This is a genomic window from Fusobacterium ulcerans, from assembly GCF_003019675.1.
Lineage (GTDB): Bacteria > Fusobacteriota > Fusobacteriia > Fusobacteriales > Fusobacteriaceae > Fusobacterium_A > Fusobacterium_A ulcerans.
Genome location: NZ_CP028105.1, coordinates 1,777,682 through 1,803,661, shown reverse-complemented (window position 1 = coordinate 1,803,661; position 25,980 = coordinate 1,777,682). Strand labels below are relative to the sequence as shown.

General features: G+C 31.3%; 22 protein-coding genes. 7 read left to right on the top strand and 15 right to left on the bottom strand.

Annotated elements, in window-relative coordinates:
• Positions 1-7: 7 nt before the first annotated feature.
• From C4N20_RS08410 to C4N20_RS08390, 5 genes are all read right to left on the bottom strand, one after another.
• The gene (locus C4N20_RS08410) at positions 8-889 is read right to left on the bottom strand and encodes an HpcH/HpaI aldolase/citrate lyase family protein (protein WP_005978997.1); all 882 of its coding nucleotides are present in this window, start codon (positions 887-889) and stop codon (positions 8-10) included.
• The gene (citD, locus tag C4N20_RS08405) at positions 889-1,152 is read right to left on the bottom strand and encodes a citrate lyase acyl carrier protein (protein ID WP_005978996.1); all 264 of its coding nucleotides are present in this window, start codon (positions 1,150-1,152) and stop codon (positions 889-891) included. Before citD ends, C4N20_RS08410 begins: the two co-directional genes overlap by 1 nt.
• A 157-nt stretch (positions 1,153-1,309) precedes the next feature.
• Positions 1,310-2,065, bottom strand: a complete 756-nt coding sequence (locus tag C4N20_RS08400) for an HpcH/HpaI aldolase family protein (RefSeq protein ID WP_005978995.1) — start codon at positions 2,063-2,065, stop codon at positions 1,310-1,312.
• A 54-nt stretch (positions 2,066-2,119) separates the two neighbouring features.
• Positions 2,120-3,289 (bottom strand): M20 family metallopeptidase, encoded by a 1,170-nt coding sequence (locus C4N20_RS08395; RefSeq protein WP_005978994.1) that lies wholly within the window; start codon positions 3,287-3,289, stop codon positions 2,120-2,122.
• Positions 3,290-3,305: 16 nt separating this feature from the next.
• Positions 3,306-4,718 (bottom strand): YfcC family protein, encoded by a 1,413-nt coding sequence (locus tag C4N20_RS08390; protein WP_005978993.1) that lies wholly within the window; start codon positions 4,716-4,718, stop codon positions 3,306-3,308.
• A gap of 163 nt (positions 4,719-4,881) precedes the next feature.
• Between C4N20_RS08390 and C4N20_RS08385 the strand changes: the two genes are divergently transcribed.
• The 5 genes from C4N20_RS08385 to C4N20_RS08365 all read left to right on the top strand — a co-directional run bounded on the left by C4N20_RS08385 (position 4,882) and on the right by C4N20_RS08365 (position 10,804).
• Complete coding sequence (locus tag C4N20_RS08385; protein ID WP_005978991.1) at positions 4,882-5,793, top strand: LysR family transcriptional regulator; 912 nt, start codon at positions 4,882-4,884, stop codon at positions 5,791-5,793.
• A gap of 168 nt (positions 5,794-5,961) precedes the next feature.
• Positions 5,962-7,341 (top strand): sigma-54 interaction domain-containing protein, encoded by a 1,380-nt coding sequence (locus tag C4N20_RS08380; protein WP_005978989.1) that lies wholly within the window; start codon positions 5,962-5,964, stop codon positions 7,339-7,341.
• A 206-nt stretch (positions 7,342-7,547) separates the two neighbouring features.
• Positions 7,548-8,489 (top strand): 3-hydroxyacyl-CoA dehydrogenase family protein, encoded by a 942-nt coding sequence (locus C4N20_RS08375; protein WP_005978988.1) that lies wholly within the window; start codon positions 7,548-7,550, stop codon positions 8,487-8,489.
• A gap of 19 nt (positions 8,490-8,508) precedes the next feature.
• Positions 8,509-9,411, top strand: coding sequence for a beta-keto acid cleavage family enzyme (locus C4N20_RS08370; protein ID WP_005978986.1), 903 nt, complete (start codon positions 8,509-8,511; stop codon positions 9,409-9,411).
• Positions 9,412-9,448: 37 nt separating this feature from the next.
• Complete coding sequence (locus C4N20_RS08365; protein WP_005978984.1) at positions 9,449-10,804, top strand: short-chain fatty acid transporter; 1,356 nt, start codon at positions 9,449-9,451, stop codon at positions 10,802-10,804.
• A gap of 117 nt (positions 10,805-10,921) precedes the next feature.
• On the opposite strand, the gene C4N20_RS08360 is transcribed toward C4N20_RS08365, so the two are convergent.
• The 4 genes from C4N20_RS08360 to C4N20_RS08345 form a co-directional block, all read right to left on the bottom strand.
• Entirely contained in the window at positions 10,922-11,653 is a 732-nt protein-coding gene (locus C4N20_RS08360) for an ATP-binding cassette domain-containing protein (RefSeq protein ID WP_005978982.1), read from the bottom strand.
• Positions 11,654-11,656: 3 nt separating this feature from the next.
• Positions 11,657-13,195, bottom strand: a complete 1,539-nt coding sequence (locus tag C4N20_RS08355; RefSeq protein WP_005978979.1) for an ABC transporter permease/substrate-binding protein — start codon at positions 13,193-13,195, stop codon at positions 11,657-11,659.
• Positions 13,196-13,474: 279 nt separating this feature from the next.
• Positions 13,475-13,936, bottom strand: coding sequence for an IS200/IS605 family transposase (tnpA, locus tag C4N20_RS08350; RefSeq protein ID WP_005981031.1), 462 nt, complete (start codon positions 13,934-13,936; stop codon positions 13,475-13,477).
• A gap of 222 nt (positions 13,937-14,158) precedes the next feature.
• Complete coding sequence (locus C4N20_RS08345) at positions 14,159-15,040, bottom strand: LysR family transcriptional regulator (protein WP_005978972.1); 882 nt, start codon at positions 15,038-15,040, stop codon at positions 14,159-14,161.
• Positions 15,041-15,212: 172 nt separating this feature from the next.
• Here C4N20_RS08345 and C4N20_RS08340 point away from each other — a divergent pair, with 172 nt between their 5' ends.
• Entirely contained in the window at positions 15,213-16,652 is a 1,440-nt protein-coding gene (locus C4N20_RS08340) for an SLC13 family permease (RefSeq protein WP_005978970.1), read from the top strand.
• A gap of 14 nt (positions 16,653-16,666) precedes the next feature.
• A complete protein-coding gene (locus C4N20_RS08335; RefSeq protein WP_005978968.1) occupies positions 16,667-17,908 on the top strand; it encodes a 2,3-bisphosphoglycerate-independent phosphoglycerate mutase in 1,242 nt (413 codons plus the stop codon).
• A 120-nt stretch (positions 17,909-18,028) separates the two neighbouring features.
• On the opposite strand, the gene C4N20_RS08330 is transcribed toward C4N20_RS08335, so the two are convergent.
• The 6 genes from C4N20_RS08330 to C4N20_RS08305 form a co-directional block, all read right to left on the bottom strand.
• Positions 18,029-18,940, bottom strand: coding sequence for an AEC family transporter (locus C4N20_RS08330; RefSeq protein WP_106878570.1), 912 nt, complete (start codon positions 18,938-18,940; stop codon positions 18,029-18,031).
• 12 nt (positions 18,941-18,952) lie between these two features.
• Positions 18,953-20,137, bottom strand: coding sequence for a M20/M25/M40 family metallo-hydrolase (locus tag C4N20_RS08325; protein ID WP_005978966.1), 1,185 nt, complete (start codon positions 20,135-20,137; stop codon positions 18,953-18,955).
• Between the two features lie 15 nt (positions 20,138-20,152).
• A complete protein-coding gene (locus C4N20_RS08320) occupies positions 20,153-21,523 on the bottom strand; it encodes a Na+/H+ antiporter NhaC family protein (RefSeq protein WP_005978965.1) in 1,371 nt (456 codons plus the stop codon).
• Positions 21,524-21,547: 24 nt separating this feature from the next.
• The gene (locus C4N20_RS08315; protein WP_005978963.1) at positions 21,548-22,489 is read right to left on the bottom strand and encodes an AEC family transporter; all 942 of its coding nucleotides are present in this window, start codon (positions 22,487-22,489) and stop codon (positions 21,548-21,550) included.
• Positions 22,490-22,503: 14 nt separating this feature from the next.
• Positions 22,504-23,736 carry a diaminopropionate ammonia-lyase gene (gene dpaL / locus C4N20_RS08310; protein WP_005978961.1) on the bottom strand — a complete coding sequence of 411 codons (1,233 nt, stop codon included), beginning with the start codon at positions 23,734-23,736 and terminating at the stop codon, positions 22,504-22,506.
• 211 nt (positions 23,737-23,947) lie between these two features.
• Positions 23,948-25,681, bottom strand: a complete 1,734-nt coding sequence (locus C4N20_RS08305; protein WP_005978959.1) for a sigma-54 interaction domain-containing protein — start codon at positions 25,679-25,681, stop codon at positions 23,948-23,950.
• Positions 25,682-25,980: the final 299 nt, after the last annotated feature.

The following is a 25,980-nucleotide window of genomic DNA, read 5'->3' as shown; positions in this document are numbered from 1 at the left end:
CTCCTAACTATTTAATCATTCCTGCACTTTTAGCCAGTCTAACTACTTTTTCTGCTTTGGCTATTACTGGAATATCTACCATTTTTCCATTTACAGTGATTACTCCACCTTTATTAATATTGGCAGCTTCTGCCGCTTTCACTATTTCCAATGATTTTTCAAGTTCCTCTTTATTTGGTGTAAATATCTTATGAACTATTTTTACCTGTGATGGATGAATACAAGATTTTCCTGCAAATCCTAAGTTCATTGATGTTTTTACCTCTTCTTTGAATCCTTCTTCATCATCTAAGTCAGACCATACAGTATCAATAGCATCTACTCCTGCAATAGCAGCTGCCATTACTACCATAGTTCTAGCTACAAACAGTTCTTTTCCCTCTTTAGTTCTCTCTGCTCCCATAGTTCTTGTGAAATCCTCTGCTCCAAAAGATATAGATATCACCCTTGAAGATGCTGTTGCAATGCTTACTGCATTCATAACTGCCAAAGGAGTTTCTAAAGAACACTGTATTTTACAGGCTCCATTTTCTATTCCATGTTCTTTCTCAACTTTAGTTAATAACTGGTCTAGTTCTTTTACCTGTTCTGGAGTTTCACACATAGCCAGTCTCATTTTTCTAAGCCCAGCTGGAACCAATACTCTTACATCATCTTTTCCAAATTCTGTACTTAAAGGATTAATTCTTGCAAAAATTTCAGTATCTCCATAATCTACCACTTTTAATGCTTCAGCCAACAAATCTCTTGCAGCATCTTTATCTGCATATTTAACAGCATCTTCCAGATCAAACAATACACAGTCTGGACCATAAAGATGAGCTGTTACCAACATTTTGGGATTATTTGCTGGTGCAAACATCATGGTTCTTCTTGCTCTTCTTTCCATTATTTCTCCCCTCCTGCTACAGCTCTTCTCACTGCTGTTCTTGTTCTTCCTTTTATTACAAAGTCCAAAGCTCCAAAATCTTGTACCAGTACTTTTGCATTTTCTATTTTCATATCAGCCAGTACTTCTCTTACAGCTTTTTCCATAAGATTCCCAAACATCTTTTTATTCTTTGATTCTATCTCTATTTTAATTCCAACATTATCTAAATTCACAGTAACCAAAGCATCTGAATCTTTTTCATTTCCACATACTCCCACCATATTACTTCCTCCTTTGTTTCTCTTATTAATCTTGCTTTTTAGATATTCATATTATACCCAATTTTTTCTTAATATAGAATTAATATAAAGTTCATAAAAGAGGTGACTAAAAACCAGACCTAAATCTCTGCTTAAGTGTCATCCTCTTTTATCAGTATTAACTATTCTTAGCTTTTCTCAAATATTCTTTTACTCCCTGTGTCAAATATTTAGTTATAGAAGTAAGTATAAGCTTAGCTCCATATCCAGTGTATTTTCTAGCTGTTTCATCATCAGTTACAAAAATTCCTGCTGTTTTTCCTTTAGCTGTAATTTTATCTATAGTTTCCTTTATAATTCTTCCCATTTCTGGATGTGAATTTGGAAGTCCTAAAGATGCTGCCAGATCATTTGGCCCTATGAAGAACATATCTATTCCTTCTACCTCTAATATTTCATCTAGATTTTCTATAGCAGCTCCTGTTTCCAGTTGAATACTTATAAAGACCTCTTCATTTGCTTTTTTCAGAAATTCAGTTTTATCTTCTATCATTCCATATGATGATGCTCTTGTGAAATATGCTATTCCTCTCTCTCCCATTGGTGGATAAAGTGCTGATTTTAATACTTCTCTGGCATCTTCAGCTGTATTTATAACAGGGACAAGTATTCCCTCTGCTCCCATATCCAGCACCTTATGAATCATATCTGGAGTACTGTTTGTACATCTAACAAGAACAGGAGTTCTCTGGCATTGAGCTGCTCTTATCATATCGAATATTGTTTCCTGATTCATAATTCCATGTTCGTTATCAATAATAATAAAATCAAATCCAAGTCTTGAAGTATAGTCAGCAACATCTCCCAATGCAAAAGGAACAAATGTTCCATATAAAGTTTCTTCTTTTAATCTTTTTTTTAAATTCTTCTCCATATTTCTTATATGATAATTACAGAAATTACCATACTCCTCCTTCTATTTTAAATTTTATTTATATATCTTTCTATTATTTATATACTCTTCTTTAATTTCCTGCAATATTTTTTCATCATTAATCATGTCATAAGCTGTTCCAGCAATAGCTTTTGCTCCATATATTACACAATTATGTGCATCCTCTGACTTTCCAGCATTTACATAATCAAGAGAATGTGAAGATGTTCCTGTTGGAACAAATTTTACTCTGATACAGCTTCCTGGTATCTCATGCATAACATTTCCAAAATCAGTTGAACCAGTTTTTTCTCTAGGTTTTGTAATTCCAGGGATTCCTATTAATTCAGCATTTTTAATAAAGAGGTCATTTAATGACAATACTGGTATTTTATTATCAAGAGCCTTTCCTTCTGTGAGTTCATATTCTACTCCACTCATAATAGCTGCTCCTCTGATTACATCTTTGAAACGTTCTACTACAGTATCAAGATATTCTCTTGAAAAAGAACGAAGTGAAAATTTCCCTACTGCTCTTGCTGGAACTACATTTTCTGGTCCAGGCAACTCTTTAACAGTATAGTGCATACGTACATCATCTTTTACATGTTCCCTCATAAATTCTATTCCTTGGAATGATAATAATAAAGCATCAAAAGCACTTCTTCCACTTTCTGGCATAAGAGCAGCATGAGCTCTCTTTCCATGATAAGTTACAGTAAAAGCTGATTGAGCCAGACATTTTATATCTGTACAAGTATCTGGTGCTCCATGCATCATCAAAGCTACATCTATATCTTTGAAATATCCTGCTTTGAGCATATTTAGCTTTCCTCCAAAAGTTTCTTCTCCAGGAGTTCCATAGACCACTATTGAAAAGTCTTTATCTTTAATTATATTTTTTAGTGCTACTGCTGCTCCTACACAAGAAGGTCCTTGCATATGATGACCACATCCATGTCCCAGTCCCTGTAATGCATCATACTCACAAAGTATTCCTATTCTTGCCCCTTCATTTCCCTTTTTATATACTGCTCTAAAAGCTGTAGGCAGATCAGCTATTCCTCTCTCCACCTGAAAGCCATTTTCTTCTAAATATTTTGTCAATATCTCTGCTGCTTTTATCTCGTTTCCATCATACTCTGGATTATCAAAGATAAAATCTGACATCTCTATTAATTTCTTTTTCTCTATTTCTATTTCTTTAAATAAGTTTTCTTTCATTTTTTTCTCCTCTTTTTTACATTGGGCCTAATTTTATAATTTGTGCTATTATAATCATGACTGATCCTACTACCAACCATAGAACAAAACATTTCCACATAAATTTCATCCAACGATCATAAGGAATATTGGCTGCTCCTATTATTCCCATTAATGCAGTTGATGTAGGAAGAATATAGTTACAGAATCCATCTCCAAAGTTAAATGCTAAAATTGTAGTCTGTCTTGTCATTCCAATTAAGTCAGCTAAAGGAATCATTATTGGCATAACCACTGATGCCTGTCCTGAACCTGATGTTATAAATACATTAATTATAGTATTAGCAATCAACATTCCTACTCCCTGTAGATAAAAAGGAATAAGATTCAGTACTTTAGCTAGGGAATGAACAACAGTATCAATGATCTGTCCATCTGCCATTATACTACCTATACTTCTTGCAAGTCCAATTATAAATGCTGCTCCCAACATTATTTTACATCCATTTAGAAATTCTTTACATATTGTATTAGCGTCAAATCCAGCTATTATTCCTACTACTATTCCTAAAGTAAGAAAAATACAAGATTGTTCCTTCAGGCTCCAACCAAGAAGTATACATCCATAAACTATTGCTCCCAATGCTGCTACCAAACATAAAATTATAGCCCATTTACGTCCATCCATATCTCCAAAATTTTCTAAATTAGTAGTTTCTTTAAGTTCATTTTTCAAATCTAAATCATACATAGGAGAAAGCTCTGGATTTTTTCTTACTTTCTTTGCATATCTTACCAGATATATATTTGTTGCTATAAAATATACTACAAAACATATAGAACGATATCCTATTCCTGAATACAAAGGAAGATCTGCTATTTTTTGGCTGATTATTGTTGTACTGACATTAAGAGTTCCTGTAGAGAAACCAATAGCTCCTCCTAATAGAATTATAGCTACTCCACAAAGAGAATCCAATCCCAATGCCAGTGACATCATTACCATTACAGGAGCAAAGGCAATAAACATATTTACTCCTTGAGTTGTGCATATAAGTCCAAATACTAAAGTAAGAATAGGAATAAATACCCCTATATGATTAGAAAATTTCTTTGCCAGTTTAGCTATTACAGTTTGAAGAGCTTCACTTTTAGTCAGCATATGAAATGCTCCACCTGAAAACAATATTACCAATAGAAGATCTATATTTTTAATAAAGGCTTCTACTATATACATAGGAATCATCAGTGGATTCACTGGAGTATTTTTTATATAATTAAATTTAGTTGGATCTATTACTTTTATCCCTTTTTCATTAGCATATCTTGCATATTCTCCTCCTGGAATAATCCAAGTCAAAACTACGGCTGATACTATAATAACAAAGATAATTACAAAAGTGTGCGGCATTTTAAATTGTTTTTTGGCTTTTTCTTTTCCTTTTTCCATAACTTTTCTCCTCTTTCCTATTTTTTTGTATTAAAACCATGCATAGTTTTGTATTGCTTTTTTAAATTAAAATTATTATAATACAATTATAACTATTAGTCTAATTTAAAATTGTTTTATTTAGTATAGCTTAAAGCTATATTTTAGAAAAAGGAGAAGGAATATGGACTTAAGAGAACAGGAATATGTTACAGTTTTAGCTAAACACGGAAATATTACAAAAGCTGCTGAAGAATTATATGTCTCACAACCTACTCTCAGTATTTTTCTAAAACGTTTGGAAGAGAGAATGGGAATAAAGTTATTTCAATATATTGGGAAAAAAATGGTTCTTACTCAAGCTGGAGAATTATATGTGAAAAGAGCAAAAGAACTTCTTATAATTCAAAATCAATTTTTAGGAGAGCTTTCAGATTTAGTTGCTGGATATACTGGTAGAATAAGAATTGGGACCCATATTCGCCGTACTAGCTTTTTTATTCCAGAATTACTCGTAAAATTTGAAAAAAGCTACCCAAATATAGAGATTATTTGTTCTGAAATAAGCAGTGAAGAAATGGAGAAAATGTTATTAGAAGGTGAATTGGATATCATTTTTACAAATAAGTTAGTCTCTCTTGATAAGTTGAATGTTATTTCTATCTACAAAGACAAACTCCTTATTGCTATATCTCCCAATAACCCTGCCTGTAAATATGCTGTTAAAATTAAAGGCCATGAATACCCATGGCTAGACTTAAATCATGTAAAAAATAATAGGTTTATAATTCAAGATATTGAACAAGCTACGAGAACTTTTACTAACAAAGCTTTGGCACATGCTAAAGTCAATCCTGAAAAAATTTTTGTTATCAGAAATATGGAAGCTGCTTCCCAACTTGCTGCTGAAGAATATGGCGTTGCCTTTACTATGGCAAGTTATGCAAAATATTTTTCTTACTACAAGCCAGTTAATTTCTATGAAGTAGGAGCTCCTGATTTTTTTGTAAACATTTGTGTTGCCTATAGAAAAGATTTTTATCTTCCTACATATATTCAAGATTTCATTTCATTGATTAGGAAAACATTTGTATAAAAATAAATCTTTTTGCTTTTTCAAGGCTTTCTTAGATTTCATTCACTCATAATATTAAGTCTATACTTTTATTTGAAAAAATTATACAATATTTTTATAAACACTAAATAAAAAAGTATAAAAATTGAATATATACCTGTTTTTCATAAAACATTGGAGGGAAAGTATATGATAGACAACAACACTTTATTAAGAGAAGGATTGGAAGCTTTTTCTAATTTTATAATAATAAATGCTGCTGGAGAAGTAATTTATCTTAACAGAATCTATGCTCGATTATTAGGAATAAAACAAGAAAACGCCATAGGTAAAAGAGTGGATAAAATCATTCCTAATACCAGGTTACTGAATGTTATAAATACTGGTATTCCTGAAATAGGAGCAGTCATGAATTTTTTTGATTATGAACATAATAAAAATATAACCTTGATATGCAACAGATATCCTATCATATATGAAGAAAAAATTATTGGAGCAGTAGCTATGACTACTCTAAACAATATGTCAGAAGTAAAAGCTTTAGAAAAAGAGATAACAAAAATTAAAGAAGAAAACAGAAAAATTAAAAAACAACTGGAACATTATCAACAAACTTCAAATCCATTATCACGAATAATTGGAATATCTCCTGAAATCAAAAAATCAAAAAACTTGATAGAAGAATATGCAAAATCTAATTTCCCTATACTTATAACTGGAGAAACAGGAGTAGGAAAAGAAGTTTTTGCTGATGCAATTCAATATTTAAGTAATCGTAGTTTAAACAATTACATAAAAATAAACTGTGCATCTATTCCAAAAGACCTCCTTGAAGCTGAGTTGTTTGGTTATGAAGAGGGGGCTTTTTCAGGAGCTAGAAAAGGTGGGAAAATTGGAAAATTTGAATTAGCAAACAATGGAACTATTTTATTAGATGAAATAGGAGAGATGCCTCTTTCATTACAGGCAAAATTACTTCGTGTCCTTCAGGAAAAAGAGATAGAGAGAGTTGGAGGACTGGAAACAATAAAATTAAATATAAGAATAATCTGCTGTACAAACTCTGATTTAGAAAATCTAGTAAAAGAAAAAAAATTCAGAGAGGATTTATATTATAGAATAAATGTAGTAGAACTGAATATTCCTCCTTTGAGAGAACATATAAAAGATATTCCTATTTTATGCAAATATTTTATAAATAAATTTAATGAAGAAGAGTATTTTGAAATTAAGAAAATATCTCCACAAGTATTAGAAATATTTAAAAAATATGACTGGCCAGGTAATGTAAGGGAATTAAAACATGTTATAGAAAGAGCAGCTTTTTTATGTAAAGGTGACAGTATAGAATTAAAAGACTGTCAATTTTTTCTAGACAAGATAAACAATTCTAAAAACATTATGAAAAATAAGGATTCTCTAAGAAATATAAAGAATGACAGTGAAAAAAATGCAATAATTGCAGCTTTAGAAAAATCTAAAAACAACAAAACAAAAGCAGCTTTATTATTGAATATAAACAGAAGTTTACTCTATTTTAAAATGAAAAAATATGATATTGAACAGTAACACCTGTCAATAACTGCAACATTTTGTCCTAGAAATAGGACTTTTTTCATTTTATAAAAAATAATTTTTCTGAAATAAAGGGATATTTTGATTGGCACAAAAAATGCTTATATAAAGCTAACCTGTATTCACCATATCCCCAAAATACAACATCTCTATAACATAGACAAAGAATAGTATAGTAGTAAAGTAATTGGAGGTATTCTATGATCAAAAATATAAGTGTAATTGGTGCTGGAACAATGGGACATGGCATAGCAAATGTATTTGCTATGTATGGCTATAAAGTAAGTATGTATGACAGAAATAAAAAAAATCATGAAAATGTAATAGATGAAATAAAATCTGAATTAGAATTTATGGCAGAAGAAAAATATATAGATAAAGAATTAATAAACTTAACTTTATCTAATATAAAAATTTTTTCCAGCCTAAAAGAAACTATAGAAAATGCTGACTATGTAATAGAAACAATATCTGAAGATATAAAATCAAAACAGGAATTATTTAATCAATTAGATAAAATCTGTCCTATACATACAATATTATCCAGTAATACATCAAGCTTATCATTATCAGAAATTACAAAAGATATTTCTATTGAAAGAAAAAAACGTGTAATGATATGTCATTGGTATAATCCAGCTCATCTTATGCCTATAATAGAACTTTCATATTTTGGAAATATGTCTGAAGATATATTTTCAGATGTCTATGCTCTGTATATAAGTATTGAAAAACAACCAATAAAAGTAAAGAAAGATATTCCAGGAATGATAGCCAACAGGCTGCTTCATGCATTGGCAAGGGAAGTTTTTCATCTTATTGAAACAGGAGCTGCTTCATCAGAAGATGTTGAAAAAGCATTAAAGTATGGCCCAGGATTTAGAAGTGCTACAACTGGAATATTAGAATCAGCTGATTTAGGAGGGTTAGATATCTGGTGTGCAGTGGAAGATAATCTTTTTAAGGAATTAAATAACTCAGACAAAGCCTGTGATTTGATGAAACAAAAAATTAAAGAAGGCTGTTTAGGTTTAAAAACAGATGAAGGGTTTTTTAAATATCCTAAAGATAAAAAAGAAAAAATAAGAAAAGATTTTTTTAGACGATTAATAATTCAGCTTAAAGCAAGTAAGAATTATTAAAACAGAAGGGGGAATGAACATGAAGAAAACAATTATCACAGCAGCAATAACTGGAGCAGTACATATTCCAAGTATGTCTGAATACCTTCCAGTTACTCCACAACAGATAATAGACGAGGCAGTAGCCGCTTATGAAGCAGGAGCAGCAGTAGTTCATATACATGCTCGAAAAGAAGAAAATGGAGAACCTACTGGTGATCCTAAAATAATGAAAAGCATTGTAGAAGAGATAAGAAAAAGATGTAAAGTTGTGATAGGAATAACTACTGGAGGAGCCATTGGAATGTCTTCTGAAGAAAGACTTGCAGCTGTTCCCTCATGCAAAGCAGAACTTGCTTCATGTAATGCTGGCTCTGTAAATTTCTGTTTTTCTCCTATTGCTGACAAAATAAAAGAACCAAAATATGACTGGGAAATTCCATTTGTCAAAAATACATATAATCTTCCCTTTGTAAATACTTTTCAAGGGATAGAAGATTATATAAAAGTTATGGGAGAAAATGGTACAAAGCCTGAATTCGAAGTATATGAAGTAGGTATGATAAATAATATTGCATATTTTATGAAAAAAGGCTTATTAAAAGGTCCTGTATATATTCAATTTGTTCTGGGAATTATGGGAGGACTTCCTGCTACAGTAGATAATCTTCTGTTTTTATATAACACAGCAAAAAAACAATTAGGAGATAACTTTGTATGGTCATGTGCCGCTGCTGGAAAAGATCAATTTGATATAGTAACAACAGCTGTTATTCTGGGGGGAAACGCAAGAGTTGGAATGGAAGATAACCTATACATAGAAAAAGGAAAGCTAGCAAAATCAAATGCTGATGGAGTGAAAAAAATAAAAGAAATAATAGAATTGTTAGGAAAAGAAATAGCTACATCAGATGAAGCAAGAGAAATTCTTTTTGCCAAATAAAATTTATCTAAAATAAAAAATATCTTGGAGGTAAGACATGATTAAAAAGTTAACAAATTTCTGTACAAACATGGTACAGGCATTTTTACCTGATCCTTTTATTTTTGCATTAATATTATCAGCAATAGTATTTTTGTTAGGAGTCCTGACAAATGGAGAAACACCTTATCAAATGGTATTACATTGGGGAAATGGATTCTGGGGGTTTCTGGGATTTTCAATGCAGATGGTACTTGTAATAATATTCGGAAACTGTCTAGCAACTGCTCCAATTTTTCATAAATTGGTAAAAAAACTTGCCTTGATTCCAAAAACTCCAAAGCAGGCAGTTGCTTTTGTTACTTTTTCAGCAGCTATAGCTACTCTGATTCAATGGGGATTTGGATTAGTAATTGGAGCTATTCTTGCAAAAGAAGTTGCAAAAACAGTAAGAAAAGTAGATTATCCTCTTTTAATAGCATCTGCATATTCAACATTCATGCTGTCTGTTTTAACTAGTTCAATCACATTGAAAGCAGCAAGTAATGTAGATGAACTTACAAAAATAACTGGGGGAACAGTTACTGAACTTATTTCTTTAGGAAGTACAAGTTACCATATCACTACTTTAATAGCTCTTTTAATAATGCTTATAACTCTTCCTCTGCTAAATGCAGCTATGCATCCTAGTGAAGAAAATACAAAAACTATTGATGCAAATTTATTAAAAGAAGAAACTGTAGTAATGGAAAGACCTGCAAAACCTACTGTAGCTCAACGTCTTGAATACAGTAAGATCATACCAGTATTGATATTTATATCAGGAATCACTTTTGTAATAAATCACTTTTTCATCCTTGGTAAAAGTCTTAATATAGATATAATGAACTTCATTCTTCTGATATTTGGAATTTTACTACATAAAACACCTATCAACTATATACAGGCTGTTGGAAATGCTGCAAGAAATTCAGCTGGAATCATATTACAGTTTCCATTCTATGCTGGAATTATGGGAATGATGACAGGATTAAATTCCACTGGAGTCTCAATAGCAGGATTGATATCTGAAAAAATGGTAGCTATGTCTACAATAAATACATTCCCATTACTATCTTTTGGAAGTGCAGCCATAGTAAATATGTTTGTTCCATCTGCTGGAGGGCAATGGGCAGTACAGGCACCAGTACTATTTCCAGCAGGACATGCTTTGGGAGTAAGTCCAGCATTGACTACTATGTCTTTGTGCTGGGGGGATACTTGGACAAATATGATACAACCATTTTGGGCATTACCTGCTTTAGGAATAGCTAAACTTGGAGTCAGAGATATTATGGGATACTGTGTTATGGTATTCTTATGGACAGGAATTATTATTCTGGCATCAATACTTATGTGGACATTTTTATTCTAAAAAACTTTAAAACTAAAAGAGGTTGACTTAGAAATCAACCTCTTTTTTTGAATATTCAGTACATCTTTTTGTGATCTAATTTAAAACTTTCTGTATTTTCCATAAATTTTTTCTCTTTTATTTCTGATATTTTATTAATTCCTTTATAAAATTGCTTGCAGGGTTTTTCAATATATTTTCTGGAATATCAAACTGCTCTATTGAACCATTATTTAAAATCAGAACTTTTGTTCCCAATCTCAAAGCTTCTTCCACATCGTGTGTCACAAATAGTATTGTGATCCCTGTTTCACTCTGTATTCTCATTATCTCATCCTGTAAATTTTTACGAGTAATTTCATCTACTGCACTAAAAGGTTCATCCATGAGAAGAATATCTGGTGAAGCTGCCAAAGCTCTTGCTATACCAACTCTCTGCTGCTGTCCTCCTGAAATTTCATCTGGATAATGCTCTAAAAGGCTCTCATCTAATCCTACAATTTTCAGCCATTTATGAACTGCCGTCTCTGTTCTTTTTTTATCATTTCCGTTGAGGAGAGAGGGAACATATGAAATATTCTGTTCTACAATCATATGAGGGAAAAGTACACTTCCCTGAATGGCATACCCAATATTACGCCGTAAATCTACTGGATTGCTTTTTAAAATATCTTTTCCATCAATCAATATACTTCCCTCATCAAAACTAAGAAGTCTGTTTACCAGTTTTAGAAGAGTAGTTTTTCCACATCCTGAAGGACCTAAAATTGTAACAAACTCCCCCTCTTCTATTTTCAAATTTATATCTTTGAGAATTTTTTTATCCCCATAGCTTTTAGAAATATTTTCAAATATAATTTTCTCCTTCATATTTTACTCCTTTACATATCCTTTTTCAGCTAAAAATTTATGTGCTACATTACTAGGTTCCTGTTTCATACTTTCAACCTGATAATTCATCTCTGCCATGTCACTGTCAGTTATAGTGTTTTCAAGTTTTAAGAGGACATCTTTTAACTCTGGATGAGCTTCAAGCACCTCTATTCTCACAATATTTCCAGCCTTGTATGAAGGATAAAAAGAGAGATCATCTTCAAGTACAACAATATCAGCTCCTGCTAGCTGTCCATCTGTTGTAAATATATTCATAACATCTATTTTCCCATCTTTCATCGCCTGATATTTCAAACCAATATCCATATCCATTGTAGAAGAAAATCTCATATTGTAAGCTTTTGATAAAGCATCATATCCATCTTCACGTTCAAAGAAATCATACTCTGCTCCAAAAATTAAACTGTCAGATATTTTTGCCAAATCTGAATAAGTTTTCAAATTATATTTATCTGCTGTTTTTTTATTAACTGCTAAACCATAAGTATTATTAAACCCATACATTCCAAGCCATACCATTTTAAACTCTTCCTGATATTTCTTATTCATCTCTCCAAAAAACTTTTCTGTATAGATTCCTTTTTCTTTCAACACTTGGTTCCATCCAGTTCCTGTATACTCTGGATATAAGTCAAATTTTCCAGCCTCCATTCCCAGTTGGATGTTAGTAGTCCCTCCACCAACTCCAGATGTGAGCTTTACAGTTAAATCTGTATCATGCTCTATTAATTCCTTTAACATCTCTCCTAAAATATATTGTTCTGTCATAGGTTTTGTAGCTATATGAATTATATTAGAAACAGGTGTAAAAAATAGAGAAACACTAAGTTTAATTAATACTATTACACCAATTATTCCTATAATAATACTACAAAGAGGTTTTCTCTTTTTTCTTTTTATTAATAATTTTTCTCCAAAATTAAGAATTGTATCAAAGAATATTGCCAGCAGAGCAATAAGCAGACTTCCTGCCATAGTCATGATTGGATTGTTTGTTGTAATTCCTCGATAAATTGCTACTCCCAGTCCCCCTGCTCCTATGAAGGAAGCTATTCCAGCTAGTGCAATCGTCATAGTAACCATACTCCTGAATCCTGAAAAAATAACTGGAAACGCCAGAGGGAACTTTATTCTGAAAAGAGTCTGCCACTTTGTACTTCCCATTCCCTTTGAAGCTTCTAATATAGCTGGAGAAACATTTGCAAGCCCTATATACGTATTTCGTACCATTGGAAGCATTGCATATATAATAAGTGCAGTAATTGCTGTCTTGTTTCCTATTCCTGAAAAAGGAATTAGAAATCCCAGCAGGGCAATAGATGGAATAGTATACAGAAAATTTACTGCTAATAAAACTATCTTTGAAGTATAACGAAACCTCTCGATAAAAATACCAATTCCAAGTCCTATTACAGCTGCAATTATTACTGCTGTAAATGAAATATAAATATGCTGCCAGAGCAAATCCAGAAAGAAATTTTTTCGTTCCAATAATATTTTAAAAATTTGTATAATCATAAAAACTCCTTAATCTTTTTTTAATGGGTCCCACTAGGCTTTTGTTATTTAAGTATAGCATTTAAATTCTGACATCAGTGTGTCATAGTTTAAAAATAAAAATTTAAGAAATTAAAAAATTATAATAGATATGAAAAATAGATATAATCACAAACCACCACTTCAAGTGGTGGTTTGCTCCACCCTATAAGGGTATGGTACTAGCTTAGGCTTAAGCCTTACTGAATGGTTTGCCAACCGCGTAATTCTTCATTCAGCTACTTAAGTAGCTGGTGTGCTTTAGTTTGTTTTTTCTCCGAAAGGATCTATATACTCTTTCAATGTCAATTGATCATTCGCTATATCTTCTTGCAACTGTTCTCTTATATATTTTGCGATCCTTTCTTTATTTCTTCCTACTGTATCAACATAATATCCTCTACACCAAAAATGTCTATTCCCATATTTATATTTTAAATTTGCATGTTTATCAAATATCATCAATGAACTTTTCCCTTTCAAATATCCCATAAAACTTGATATGCTTATTTTCGGAGGTATACTTACCAACATATGTATATGGTCTTTACAGGCATTAGCCTCTATTATTTCTACTCCTTTAAATTCGCAGAGTTTTCTTAATATCTGCCCTATATCTCCTTTGATTTTTCCATATATTACCTGCCTTCTATATTTTGGTGCGAATATGATATGATATTTACAATTCCATGTTGTATGTGATAGACTATTATTGTCATACATTTTATGACCTCCTTTGATTAGTTAATCGGCCGGCAAACCTAATTAATTATATCAAAGGAGCTTTTATTTTCTAAGCATAGCCTTCCGGCTTTTTTGTACCACTCGCTTAGCAAGTGGTTTTTTTATACAAATAGAAAAATGGTGCTGTATTAAAACCCAGCACCATTTTTTGTTAAATTGTAAGTTTTATTCCTTCTAAACATTAAAATACATCTCTTACATCTACTCAGATATTAATTTTATAAACTCATTTGCAGCAGGAGTCAGAAATTTATTTTTTATATAAACATACTGTATCTCCCTTTGAATATCCTCTTCATCAAAATCAAGAGCTGTTACCAATCCACTTTCCAACTCTCTCTTTACAGAATTTACAGAAAGAATTGAAATTCCAATATTATTAATAACAGATTCTTTAATAGCCTCCTGATGACTGATGAAAAGTTTATTATTAAAATCAAAATTATGTTTCTTAAATATTTTATCTAAAAATTTAGACTGAGATGAAGTAGGTTCTTTAGTTATATATAAATCATCTGCAACATCAAATAAAGAGCATGATTTTTGTCCAAATAACCTATGTTTATTCCCAACTATCAATTTCAGATTATCATCAATATATTTCTTAATAACATAGTAGTCATCTTCCTCCACAATGTAATCTGAAAGAAAAATAAATTCCAGCTGATTTTTATGAAGCATATTTAATATATTTTTAGAAGAATTAATTACCATATTTATCTCTATCTTTGGGTATTTATTATGAAACTTTGAAATAAATTCTGGCATCAGATACACTCCAATAAAGTTTGTTGTTCCAAAATTTAAAGTTCCATGTTCTAAATTTTCAATCTGCTTTATATATTCTCTTGCATTATAATAAGATGCCAGCATTTCCTCTGCATATTTTTTAAAATATTCCCCCTGAACAGTAAGAAATATTTTCTTCCCAATCCGATTAAAAAGAGGTACATTAAGCTCATCTTCCAGAGCCTGAATTCTTTTACTTAAAGCTGGCTGTGAAATATAGAGCACTTCTGACGCTTTTGCAAAGTGCTTTATTTCCGCTAAAGTTACAAATGATTCTATTTTATCTATATCCATAAAAATCTCCTCCCATACAAATGATAACAAAAAGTTATCAAAATGTAAAGATAATTCGATTGCATTAATAAACTGAAATGTTTATAATAGATTCAACAGTAACTTATAAAATACAAAAATTACTAAAATCGATTTATTAGTAAGTGTTAAAACAAAGGGAGGAAGAATTAAAATGTCAGACACTCAAAAGAAAAATCTAGTACCCATACTCAGTATCATAGGGGCGGTTATTGTATTCTTTGCAATACTATTAATGTCTCTGCCTCAAGGTATGTCAGTAGCAGCTCAAAAAAGTTTAGCTCTATTTACATTTGCCTTAATAATGTGGATTGCCAAGCCAATTCCTATTTATCAAACTTCAATTATTATCATTCTGTTGCTTCCATTAATCGGAGCTGTAAAAAAACAAAGTCAAGCTTTTGAAACTTTAGGTTACAGTATTATCTGGCTTATGGTAGCTGCATTCGTATTAACTTCAGCAATGAGTGCTTCAAATCTTGGAAAAAGAATTGCACTTATTCTAACAACTAAGTTCTCAAAAACTCCTACTCAAACATTAATAGTTTTTGTATTCATCAACTATATACTAGCATTCTTTGTACCATCTACAACTGCAAGAGCTTCATTGATTGCTCCAATTATCTTAGTTATACTTGAAGTGTACAAAGCTGTACCAGGAAAAAGTAATTTTGGAAAACTGATAATGCTTCAGGGAGTACAGAACAATGCTTTTGCTACATCAGTAGTAATGACAGCAACTTCAGCACAAGTCCTAGCTCTTGGATTTATAAATGAACAGACTGGAGCAAGCGTTGGATATATGTCTTGGTTATTAGGTTCTCTGCCTCAAGCTCTTCTTACTACTATAATTGCCTTTATTGTAGGACTTAAACTATACAGCCATAAAAATGAACTTGGTGATGTAATGAGCAATGCAACAATTTCATTGAAAAAACAACTGGCTGATCTTGGACCTATGTCACTTAATGAAAAGAAAGCTTTAGTTATCTTCATGTTAACACTATTCTTATGGGCAACAGGAGATTATCAGCAAGCATGGTTTGGATTTAAAATCAGTACTGAGCAAACTGCTGTTTTAAGTATGCTTCTTTGCCTGCTTCCTGGAATCGGAGTTATAACTTGGAAACAAGCTAATATCAAATGGGACTTAATGGTATTCTCAGCAGGGGCTTATGCTGTAGGAAATGCAGTAGATAACAGCGGGGGAGCTGCATGGGCTATTGATAAATTAATAAATCTTATTGGATTAGACAAAATGTCTCATTCTTTAGTAGCAGTTACTTTAATTTTCATAACTGTATTCAGTCACCTTATCTTTACAAGCAAAACAGTAAGAACAACTATCTTGATTCCAGCTGTTATTGCATTATCAAAACAGCTTGGAATAGATCCTGTGGCACTAGCTCTTGTTTGTTCTTTTGGAATAGCATATACAATTACACTACCACCACATTCAAAAGTTAATACTCTATACTTTGGTACTGGCTACTTTGATGTTAAAGATGAACTTGTGTATGGATTAATTTCTTGTTTCATAGGATCATGTTCACTATCATTGATTTACTTCACATGGATAAAATTCGTTATATAAGGAGATAAATAATTATGGAAAGAAAAGTACTTTTAGCTATTGCAGATGGATTAGGAGACAGACCTTGTGAGGTACTTGGAAATAAGACTCCTTTAGAATATGCTAAAACTGAAACTTTAGATATGCTTGCAAAAAATGGAACAACAGGAATTATGGATTTATACAAAGCAGGAGTACCAGTAGGTACAGACCTTGGACACTTGATTCTATTTGGTTATGGAATTGAAGATTATCCCGGAAGAGGACCTATTGAAGCTTTTGGAAAAGGAATGGAATTAATAGAGGGAGATGTTGCCTTTAGATGCAACTTTGCTACTGTGGATGATGAGATGCACATAGTTGACCGTAGAGCTGGAAGAATCAGAGAGGGTACAAAGGAACTGGCAGATGCTTTAAACGGAATAGTAATTGATGGAATTACAGTTCTTTTCAAAGAAGCAACTGAACATAGAGCAGTTATGGTTCTTAGAGGAGAAAATCTATCTTCTGCTATCTCTGACACAGACCCTAAAAAAGAAGGACTTAGAATAAAAACTTCTACAGCAAAAGATGACAGCAAAGAAGCTGCTTTCACTGCTGATCTATTGAATAAGGTTATTGTAAAAGCTCATGAGATTTTGAAAAATCATCCTTTAAATATAAAAAGAATCGAAGAGGGTAAATTCTCTGCCAACTGTATTGTTACAAGAGGTGCAGGAAAAATGCCTAAAATCAAAAAAATAACAGAAAAATTAAAATTTAAAGCTTGTTGTGTCGCTGCTGAAGATACAGTATTAGGTGTTGCAAATCTAGCTGGGTTTGAAACTATACACAAAAGCAGTTTTACAGGAAATATTGATACAAATATTGAAGAGAAGGCAAAAGCAGCAGTGGAAGCTTTAAAAACTAATGATCTTGTTGTTCTTCATTATAAAGCTACTGACTTAATGGGGCATGACAATAATCCTCAGGGAAAAGTTGAGACTATAGAGAAATATGATAACATGCTGAAAATTGTTCTTGATCTTATTAAAGAAGAAAAATTAGATGATGTAATCATTGCTCTAGCTGCTGATCATTCAACTCCTTGTGAAAGAAAAGAACATAGCGGAGATCCTGTTCCCGTTTTAATAAATGGAAAAAGTATCAGAAAAGATTATGTTGAGAAATATGATGAAATTTCTTGCAGTCAAGGTGGATTAAATAGAATTAAAGGTTCTGATCTTATAAGTATTCTGCTTGATTATTTAGAATTAACAGTTAAACAGGGAAATTAATTATTTTAAATTTAATTGATATTAGAAGTTAGCCTGTTTTTTGCACCCCATAAAAATAGGTGTTGGTACCTAAAAATCCCAACACCTATTTTTTAATTATAATCTCCTCCAAATAATACTTTAATATATAATTTGAACCAACATAAAAAACAAAGGAATAGTTATAATTGATATAACTGTGCTTAAACAAACTGTTTTTAAAGATAAGAGGTAATCTTTATCATACTGCTGAGCAAAAATAACTATATTAGCTCCTACTGGAGTACATGCCGCTATTAATATTATCATTATAATCAGCATATTATCTATTGGTAAGAAATAAAATATAAATAATGTAATAACTGGAATAATAATTACTCTCAGCAAAACACAGAAATATATATCCTTATTTGTAAAAATACTTTTTATTTCTATTTTTGATAGATATACCCCCAATATTATCATAGCAACTGGAGAATTCATTCCAGCAATAAATCCTACTGTTCTTTTTATTGTTTCAGGAATTGGTATATTCAGCATAAATATACCTATCCCTACAATCAAACTTATAAATACAGAATTACAGATTATTTTTTTCAATTTTATAGCGTCTCTATTTTCAGTTATAATAAATACTCCATAAGTCCATTGAAATAAATTTAACAATGCTATATATGAAGCTATATAAAATACTGCTGAATCTCCAAAAGCAGCCTGTACTAATGGAATTCCTATAAATCCAGCATTTGAAAATGAAGATGCAAAATTTTCTATCTTTTTATTTTTTTTATAAATAAAACCAGCTACTGCCATCGCTATTAATAAAGATAGCAAAGATAATCCTCCAGAAATAGCAAGTTCTTCTAATTTTTCTATAGAAAATTTTATAAAATATGATTTTATTATTACACATGGTATTATCACTTTTATTAAAATAGCTCCTAAATCCTTTGCTCCCTGTTCACTTAATAATTTTTTTCTATACAGTACTATTCCTACTCCCATCAATAAAAACATAACTATAATTTGATTTAATAATACCATTGTAATCATGGCTAGCTCCTTTTATTTATTTTCTATCATTTTATTTATTTCTAAAACTGCTAATGCAAATATTTTACTTCTGTCAAATAACGACTCCACTACTGCATACTCTCTTATATTATGATTAAATTCTCCTATTACTCCACATGAACATATTACTGGTATTCCTGAAGCTGCTATATTTCCAGCATCAGATGCCCCTCCCAATTTTATCTGCCCAAATTCTGAGAATTCATTTTCTTTAGCCACCTCATTAACAAAATTAAACAACTTCATTACTTGAGGCTCTCCATCAAAGGCTTTTAATTTTGCTAGATTTTTATAATACTCAGTTACAGTCCCTTCTATATATGCAGTATTCATAACCTTATCTACATATTCAGCAATATATTCTCCCTCTTTTGCATTGGTGAAACGAACATCAAATACAACTTTACATAAATCTGGAATAGATGAAGTATTTTCTCCAGCATGGATGACACTTGTTGTAACTGTAGTTCCTTTATTCAAATCTGTTAATTTCATCATCTCATTTATTTTATATACAGCTTCATGAATAGCATTTTTCCCTTTTGTAAATTCATTTCCAGCATGCCCTCCAAGTCCTTTTATTGTTGCAAAAAATGTATACTGAGCTTTACGTCCTACACATAAACTATTTGTTATATGCCCTGTTTCCATATTAAAAGCACAAATTGCCCCTCTGCTCTCATTTTCATAGAATAAATCTGCATCATTTCCTATATGATCAGATTCCTCTTCTCCTGCATACATTATTTTTATTGGATGCTCATTGTATCCAATTGAATTTAAAGCTTTTACTGCATAAAGAGAAATTAATATCCCACCTTTCATATCTAATACCCCAGGACCAAATGCTTTTCCATCCTCTATTTTAAACGGTTTTTCTCCAAATGAGCCTGTACGATGTACTGTATCTATATGCCCTGAAAAAATAATAGGAGCAGTTCCTCTCTCTTTCCCCAACATCCCTACTAATATCCCTGCTTTATCTGATGCTACTTCTTTTATATAGCATTCAAATCCCTCTTCTTCAAATTCTTTTCTCAACCATTCCTGAGCTTTTTCTACATTTTCTTTTTCATTATAATGTCCTTCGAGGTTGACAAAAGTCTCCCATTTTTTTAGCATTTCCTCTCTATGTTCCTCTATAAAATTATTTATTTCATTATAATATTTATTCATATTTATTTTCTCCTTTTATTTTTTAAATTTTTTATCTAAGTTCAAACCTGTTACTACAAAAAGAACTGCTGCTGTTACCAATGGAGTAAACATATATGGCAACATATCTATTGTATCTACTCCTAAAAATCCTGTTACTGTCAAAGGATTAGAATTCCAAGGAACAAGAAGTCCACTTAAAAGACATCCTACAGACATAGCACGAGTTAAATCCCATTTGCTCAAATTAGCTTTTTCATATACTGGCGTCATCAGACTTCCTGTAAATACAAATGAAAAGTTTCCAGAAGCTGATGTTATATTAGAAATAAATCCAAGTATAACTGTACAAATTGTTCCTCCAAGACGTCCTTTAACTTTTTTTGTCAAAGGTTCTACTACTTTATCTATTATCCCTGCTGTATTTAAAATTCCAAATAATCCAAAGGCAAAAACAAATAAAAATGCTGTTCCTGACATGCTTGTAATTCCTCCACGACTGAATATCTGCTTTATAAATGCATTATCACTATTAAGTACAAATCCTCCCCACATACTTTGAACTACATTTTTAAAACTCTGTCCCTGATACAGCCATGCTACTAAAAATCCTGAAATACTTCCACTTAATATTGAAGGAATTGATGGAACTTTCTTCAACAACATAATTAATACTACAACCATTGGAATCAAAGGTATTATTCCTAATTTGTAACTACTGTCTATTCCTTTTACAACTTCATTTATTACTGTAATATCAGCCATAGAGTAGTCAACATTTCTTCCCATCATAAAATATATTACTCCACATATTAAAGCTGCTGGCAATGTTGTTATTGCCTGATATTTTATACTATCAAATAAATCGATACCCACTGTTCCAGCAGCAACATTTGTACTGTCTGATAATGGCGATATAGCATCTCCAAAATATGCTCCTCCTATTATTGGAGCAGCTATAATCAGTGGATTTATTCCCATGCTTAACCCTACTCCCATTAGAGCTACACCAGCTGTTCCACAAGTTCCAAATGATGTTCCTGTAAATAATGAAAAAATTATACATATAAAGAATGACATAATTAAGAAATATTTGGGATTAATTGTAAGAAGCCCCAACTTTGTTATAAGTGGTACTGTTCCACAAGCATTCCATGTTCCTATTAAAGCTCCAACACATAATACTATTGTCATTGGAACTAATGACTTAGCTGCGAAAGTCATTAATCCTGTCTGTAGTTCTTTATAAGTATATCCCAGCCTCATACATAATGGAATTGCTATCATCCATGAAATTAAAAATAACGGCTGTGTTCTTGCTCCTAAAAAAACTGCTGGAATCATAATAACAGAAAATGATAATATCACGGTAAATAATGCATAACTAAAACTCAATTCTTTTTTCATAGTCCCTCCCCTTAAATTAAAAACTTAAATTAAGCCTAATTGACTTAAAGTAAATATCCAAATAAAAATTGTAAAAATAGATACTACTGATGTAAATACCACCAGCTGAGCTGCTAAATCTGCATCTGAATCCATTGCACTTGCTAAATTAAAAGATGTAATTGCACATGGAGCAACGAATATACACATAAGACCTATTAAATCTCCCCCTCTGAATCCAAGCCATATAGATATAGGTATTAATATAGCTGGAACTATTATCAGTCTGCATACAACTCCTGTCACGATACTTTTAATATTTTCATAGACAGCTCCGAAATTAAATAACCCTCCCATTACAATCAAAGCTACTGGTGTACCGCATCTCCCTAAATCACGAAATATATTGGCTATTAAATCTGGATATTTTATTCCAAATAAATGAGTCAAACATCCAAGTATAGCTGCTATGACATAAGGATTTTTTATAACTCCTTTTGCTATCTGTTTAAAACTTATTTTCCCTCCTTCCCTAAACATTTCTAAAGTGATAACTGACAATATATTCTGCACTGGGACTATTACTGCTATCAACAATGAAATTGCCCCAATATTTCCTTCTCCACATAGTGCTGTACCTATCAATGTTCCAAAAATAACAAAGTTTGTATGAAAAATTCCATGTATTAAAGCTCCTCTTTTCTTTTTACCTTTTGTTACTGGTATAGCTGCTATAAATGAAATTCCAAGTATAATAAACTGAGTTATTACTGCAAACATCAATAGTTTTCCATTAAAAACTTCTGCTATATTTGCCCCGTAAATGTTATAGTATAAAGATATTGATAAAAATGTTTTAAAGCATAAAGTATTCATCTTATTTAAAGTATGCTCATCTACCATTTTTATTCTTTTCAAAAAATTTCCCATCACCAACATAACAAACATTGGCAGCACTGCACTTAAAGCAGTTTGAAAGCTATTCATATTTTATCCCTCTCTTATTTCTCTGGTTCTATGTTCTGCCTATTTTCTATAATACTTTTATAAACTTCTGGATCTGTATCTCCCTCAGTGCTGAACAAAAGTATTATTGAATTTTCATTCAATTTCATATCCTCTTTTATATCTTCCAGTTCCTTCTTTTCCAGTAATAATGCTGTTATTCCTAAGGTTACTGCTCCTGATTCCCCTGATATTATTTTTCTGTCCTTTCCTATTGGATTTGCCATCATTCTCATTCCCTTAGCAGCTGTAAAATCTGGACATGAAAAATAATAATCTGAATATTCTCTCAGTATCGGCCATGTAACTGTGCATGGTTCTCCACAGTTTAAACCTGCCATTATTGTTTCCCCAGTCCCTGTTGCTGCATGAGGTTCACTGTCATTTACTCTTGCTGATTCATAGATACAGGCAACCTCTTTAGGTTCCACTACTGCAAATACAGGTTTATTATCCTTATATCTATTTTTTAAATATCCCATTATTCCTCCAGACATTGCTCCTACTCCTGCCTGCAAAAATATATGTGTTGGTGCTTCTATTTCCATTTCTTCCATTTGTTCTGCTGCTTCTGCACCCATAGTTGTATATCCTTGAATTATCCATTTTGGTATCTCCTGATATCCTTCCCATGAAGTATCCTGTACTAAATACCAGCCATTTTCTTCACTCATTTTTGATGCAAATCTTACTGTATCGTCATACCCCATATTTGTTATTGTTACTTCTGTATCTCCCATATTTCTTATTGCCTGTGCCCTTGTTTCTGACGAACCTTTTGGCATAAAGACCACTGCTTTACAGCCTAATTGTGCTGCTGACCATGCTACTCCCTTTCCATGATTTCCATCTGTTGCTGTTATAAAAGTCATATCTGATATCTTTTCTCTTATTTCTTCTGATTTTAAATCTGAAAAGCTTATATCCTCTATATTTAATCCCAGTTTTTTACATACCACTCTGCTAAGAGCATATATTCCTCCCAATCCTTTAAATGCCTTCAACCCAAAACGATATGATTCATCTTTTACAAGTATTTCTTTTACTTTCAATTTTTCGGCTAAGCTTTTTAACCTTACTAAAGGTGTTCTTTTATAACTGTCTAAAGACTGATGAAAACTTTTTACTTTTTCCATATCTTCCACTGCTAAGAATCTTATCTCTGCTTCATCTGATATTTTTTCATTTTTTATGATATCTACATAAAATTTATCCTTCCATTCTTTCATAAAACTTTCCTACTGTAATTTACTTGCTTTAAATAAAAGCAAGTTTCATGCCATATCTATTTTATTTTTCCACATAAAAAAACAGAGAAATTTTCACAGTTTCTCTCTGTAAATAATTTCTCTGTTATCATTTTGATATCAGCTCTTTATTTTTAATCATATTGAAATGATACCTTGTTATCATTTCAATAACAGAACGGAATTACAATAATTATAGTTCATATACTTTTATCTTTCTGTATAAGGTAGCTATTCCAATTCCTAATTTCTTTGCTATTTCCTGTTTTGCCTCTGGTGAATATCCATAAATATTCAAAAGTTTTTCTATCATTCTTTTTTCCATATGTTCCAAATTAAAATTTTCTTCCTCATCTATTGTAATATGTTTTCCTAAAACTTTATGAGGAAGCAGCCTGAAGTTTATTACTTCTGTATATTTCATCATATTAACTACATATTCCATACTATTTTGCAGCTCTCTTACATTTCCAGGCCATGAATATTCTTCCATCTTTCTCCAGAAATTTTGATCTATACCACTCACTGTCTTATTCAGTATACTGCTGTATTTATCTATAAAATTTTTAGCTAATATTTTTATATCCTCTTTTCTTTCTCTCAAAGGTGGTAACTTTATAGGAATGACATTGAGTCTATAGTACAGGTCTTCCCTAAACTCACCTTTTGTCACTAATTCTTCCATATTTTTATTAGTTGCAGCAATTAATCTTACATCTATCTTTATTACTTGGTTGCTTCCCAATCTTGTAATTTCTTTTCTTTCCAAAACACGCAGTAATTTCACTTGTAAATATGATGGCATATCTCCAACTTCATCTAAAAACAGAGTTCCTCCATTTGCTGCTTCAAATATTCCTATTCTTCCTTTATTATCAGCTCCTGTAAAAGCTCCTTTGACATATCCAAATAACTCACTTTCTAATAAGTTTTCAGGAATGGAAGCACAATTAAATGCTATAAATGGAAAATTTTTTCTTTCACTTTCAGAATGAAGTGCTGTAGCTACTAACTCTTTTCCAGTTCCACTTTCTCCTGTTATAAATACACTTGAAGCAGAAGGGGCTATTATTTGTATCTTTTCTTTTATACTCATAATTTTAGAAGATACCCCAAGTATTTTATCAATATCACGTTTTTGTAAAGAATTATTTATTCCTAAAATATTCTCTTCATCATATACTGCATTCTGAAAGAGAAATACTTTTTTGTAATCTTCTAGCTCTACATCATAAAATTTCCCTATAGCAGTATATGTTATATTTTCTATCTGAATTTGATATTCTTTTAAATCCAAAACCTTTTTACCAGTTTCAGAAAAAAGTATATCTGGCAGTTTTTTCCCTGCTTCGTTTATATGTAATATTTTTCTTGCAAGCTGATTTATTTTTACTGCCTCTTCTTCTTTATTGAGAACTATCATTCCCATTTCTACTCTATCTATTACATTTTCAAATAGCAAAAGTACATCTTTATTCCTATTAAATTCTATTACATCTCTTGCTTTACTCACTATAAGATCACTAAACTGCTCTAAAAATTTTAAAAATAAATTATAGTTTTTTTCAAAATGATTCTTTTGCTTTTGATTAAAGCATACAAATCCCAATGCACCAATTACTTTATCATCTAAAATAAGCGGCTGCCATACTTCACTTTTATTATCACAAGTAGCTTTCTTAGGACAAGAAAAACATATTTCTGAATCTTCTGGATTAGTTAAAACAATTCTTTTTTTACTTTCTAAACAAGTTTTAACTATATAACCATATGACGACATATCTCCCAATCGCTCTTGCATTCTTCCACTTCCAGCTATTCTTATCTGCCTTATATCAATTATAGTTACATCGATTTTTAAAATTTCAGACAAAATATCTACATATTTTTGAGCTATCCCCTGCATCTGCTGTAAAATTCCTTCCATTTTTCTCCCCCCACTGAAAGTTTTATTTTACCTCTATTATTTATTACTATATCACTTATTTTTTAATTCTAAAACAATTTATTTTTAATAACATAAGAAAATCTCTTTTGTTTTCTAGTTTCCTGCTTTTTTATACTCAACTATAATTTCTTACAATTAATCATTTTAAGATTCTTATATTTATTTTTTTAAAAGACATTTTTGAGACAGTGAAAATAAGAATATTTCCAAAAGACCCATAAAATAGGCAAAAAATTTTTTTTATTGACAATATAATCAATATATTTTATCATTAAAAA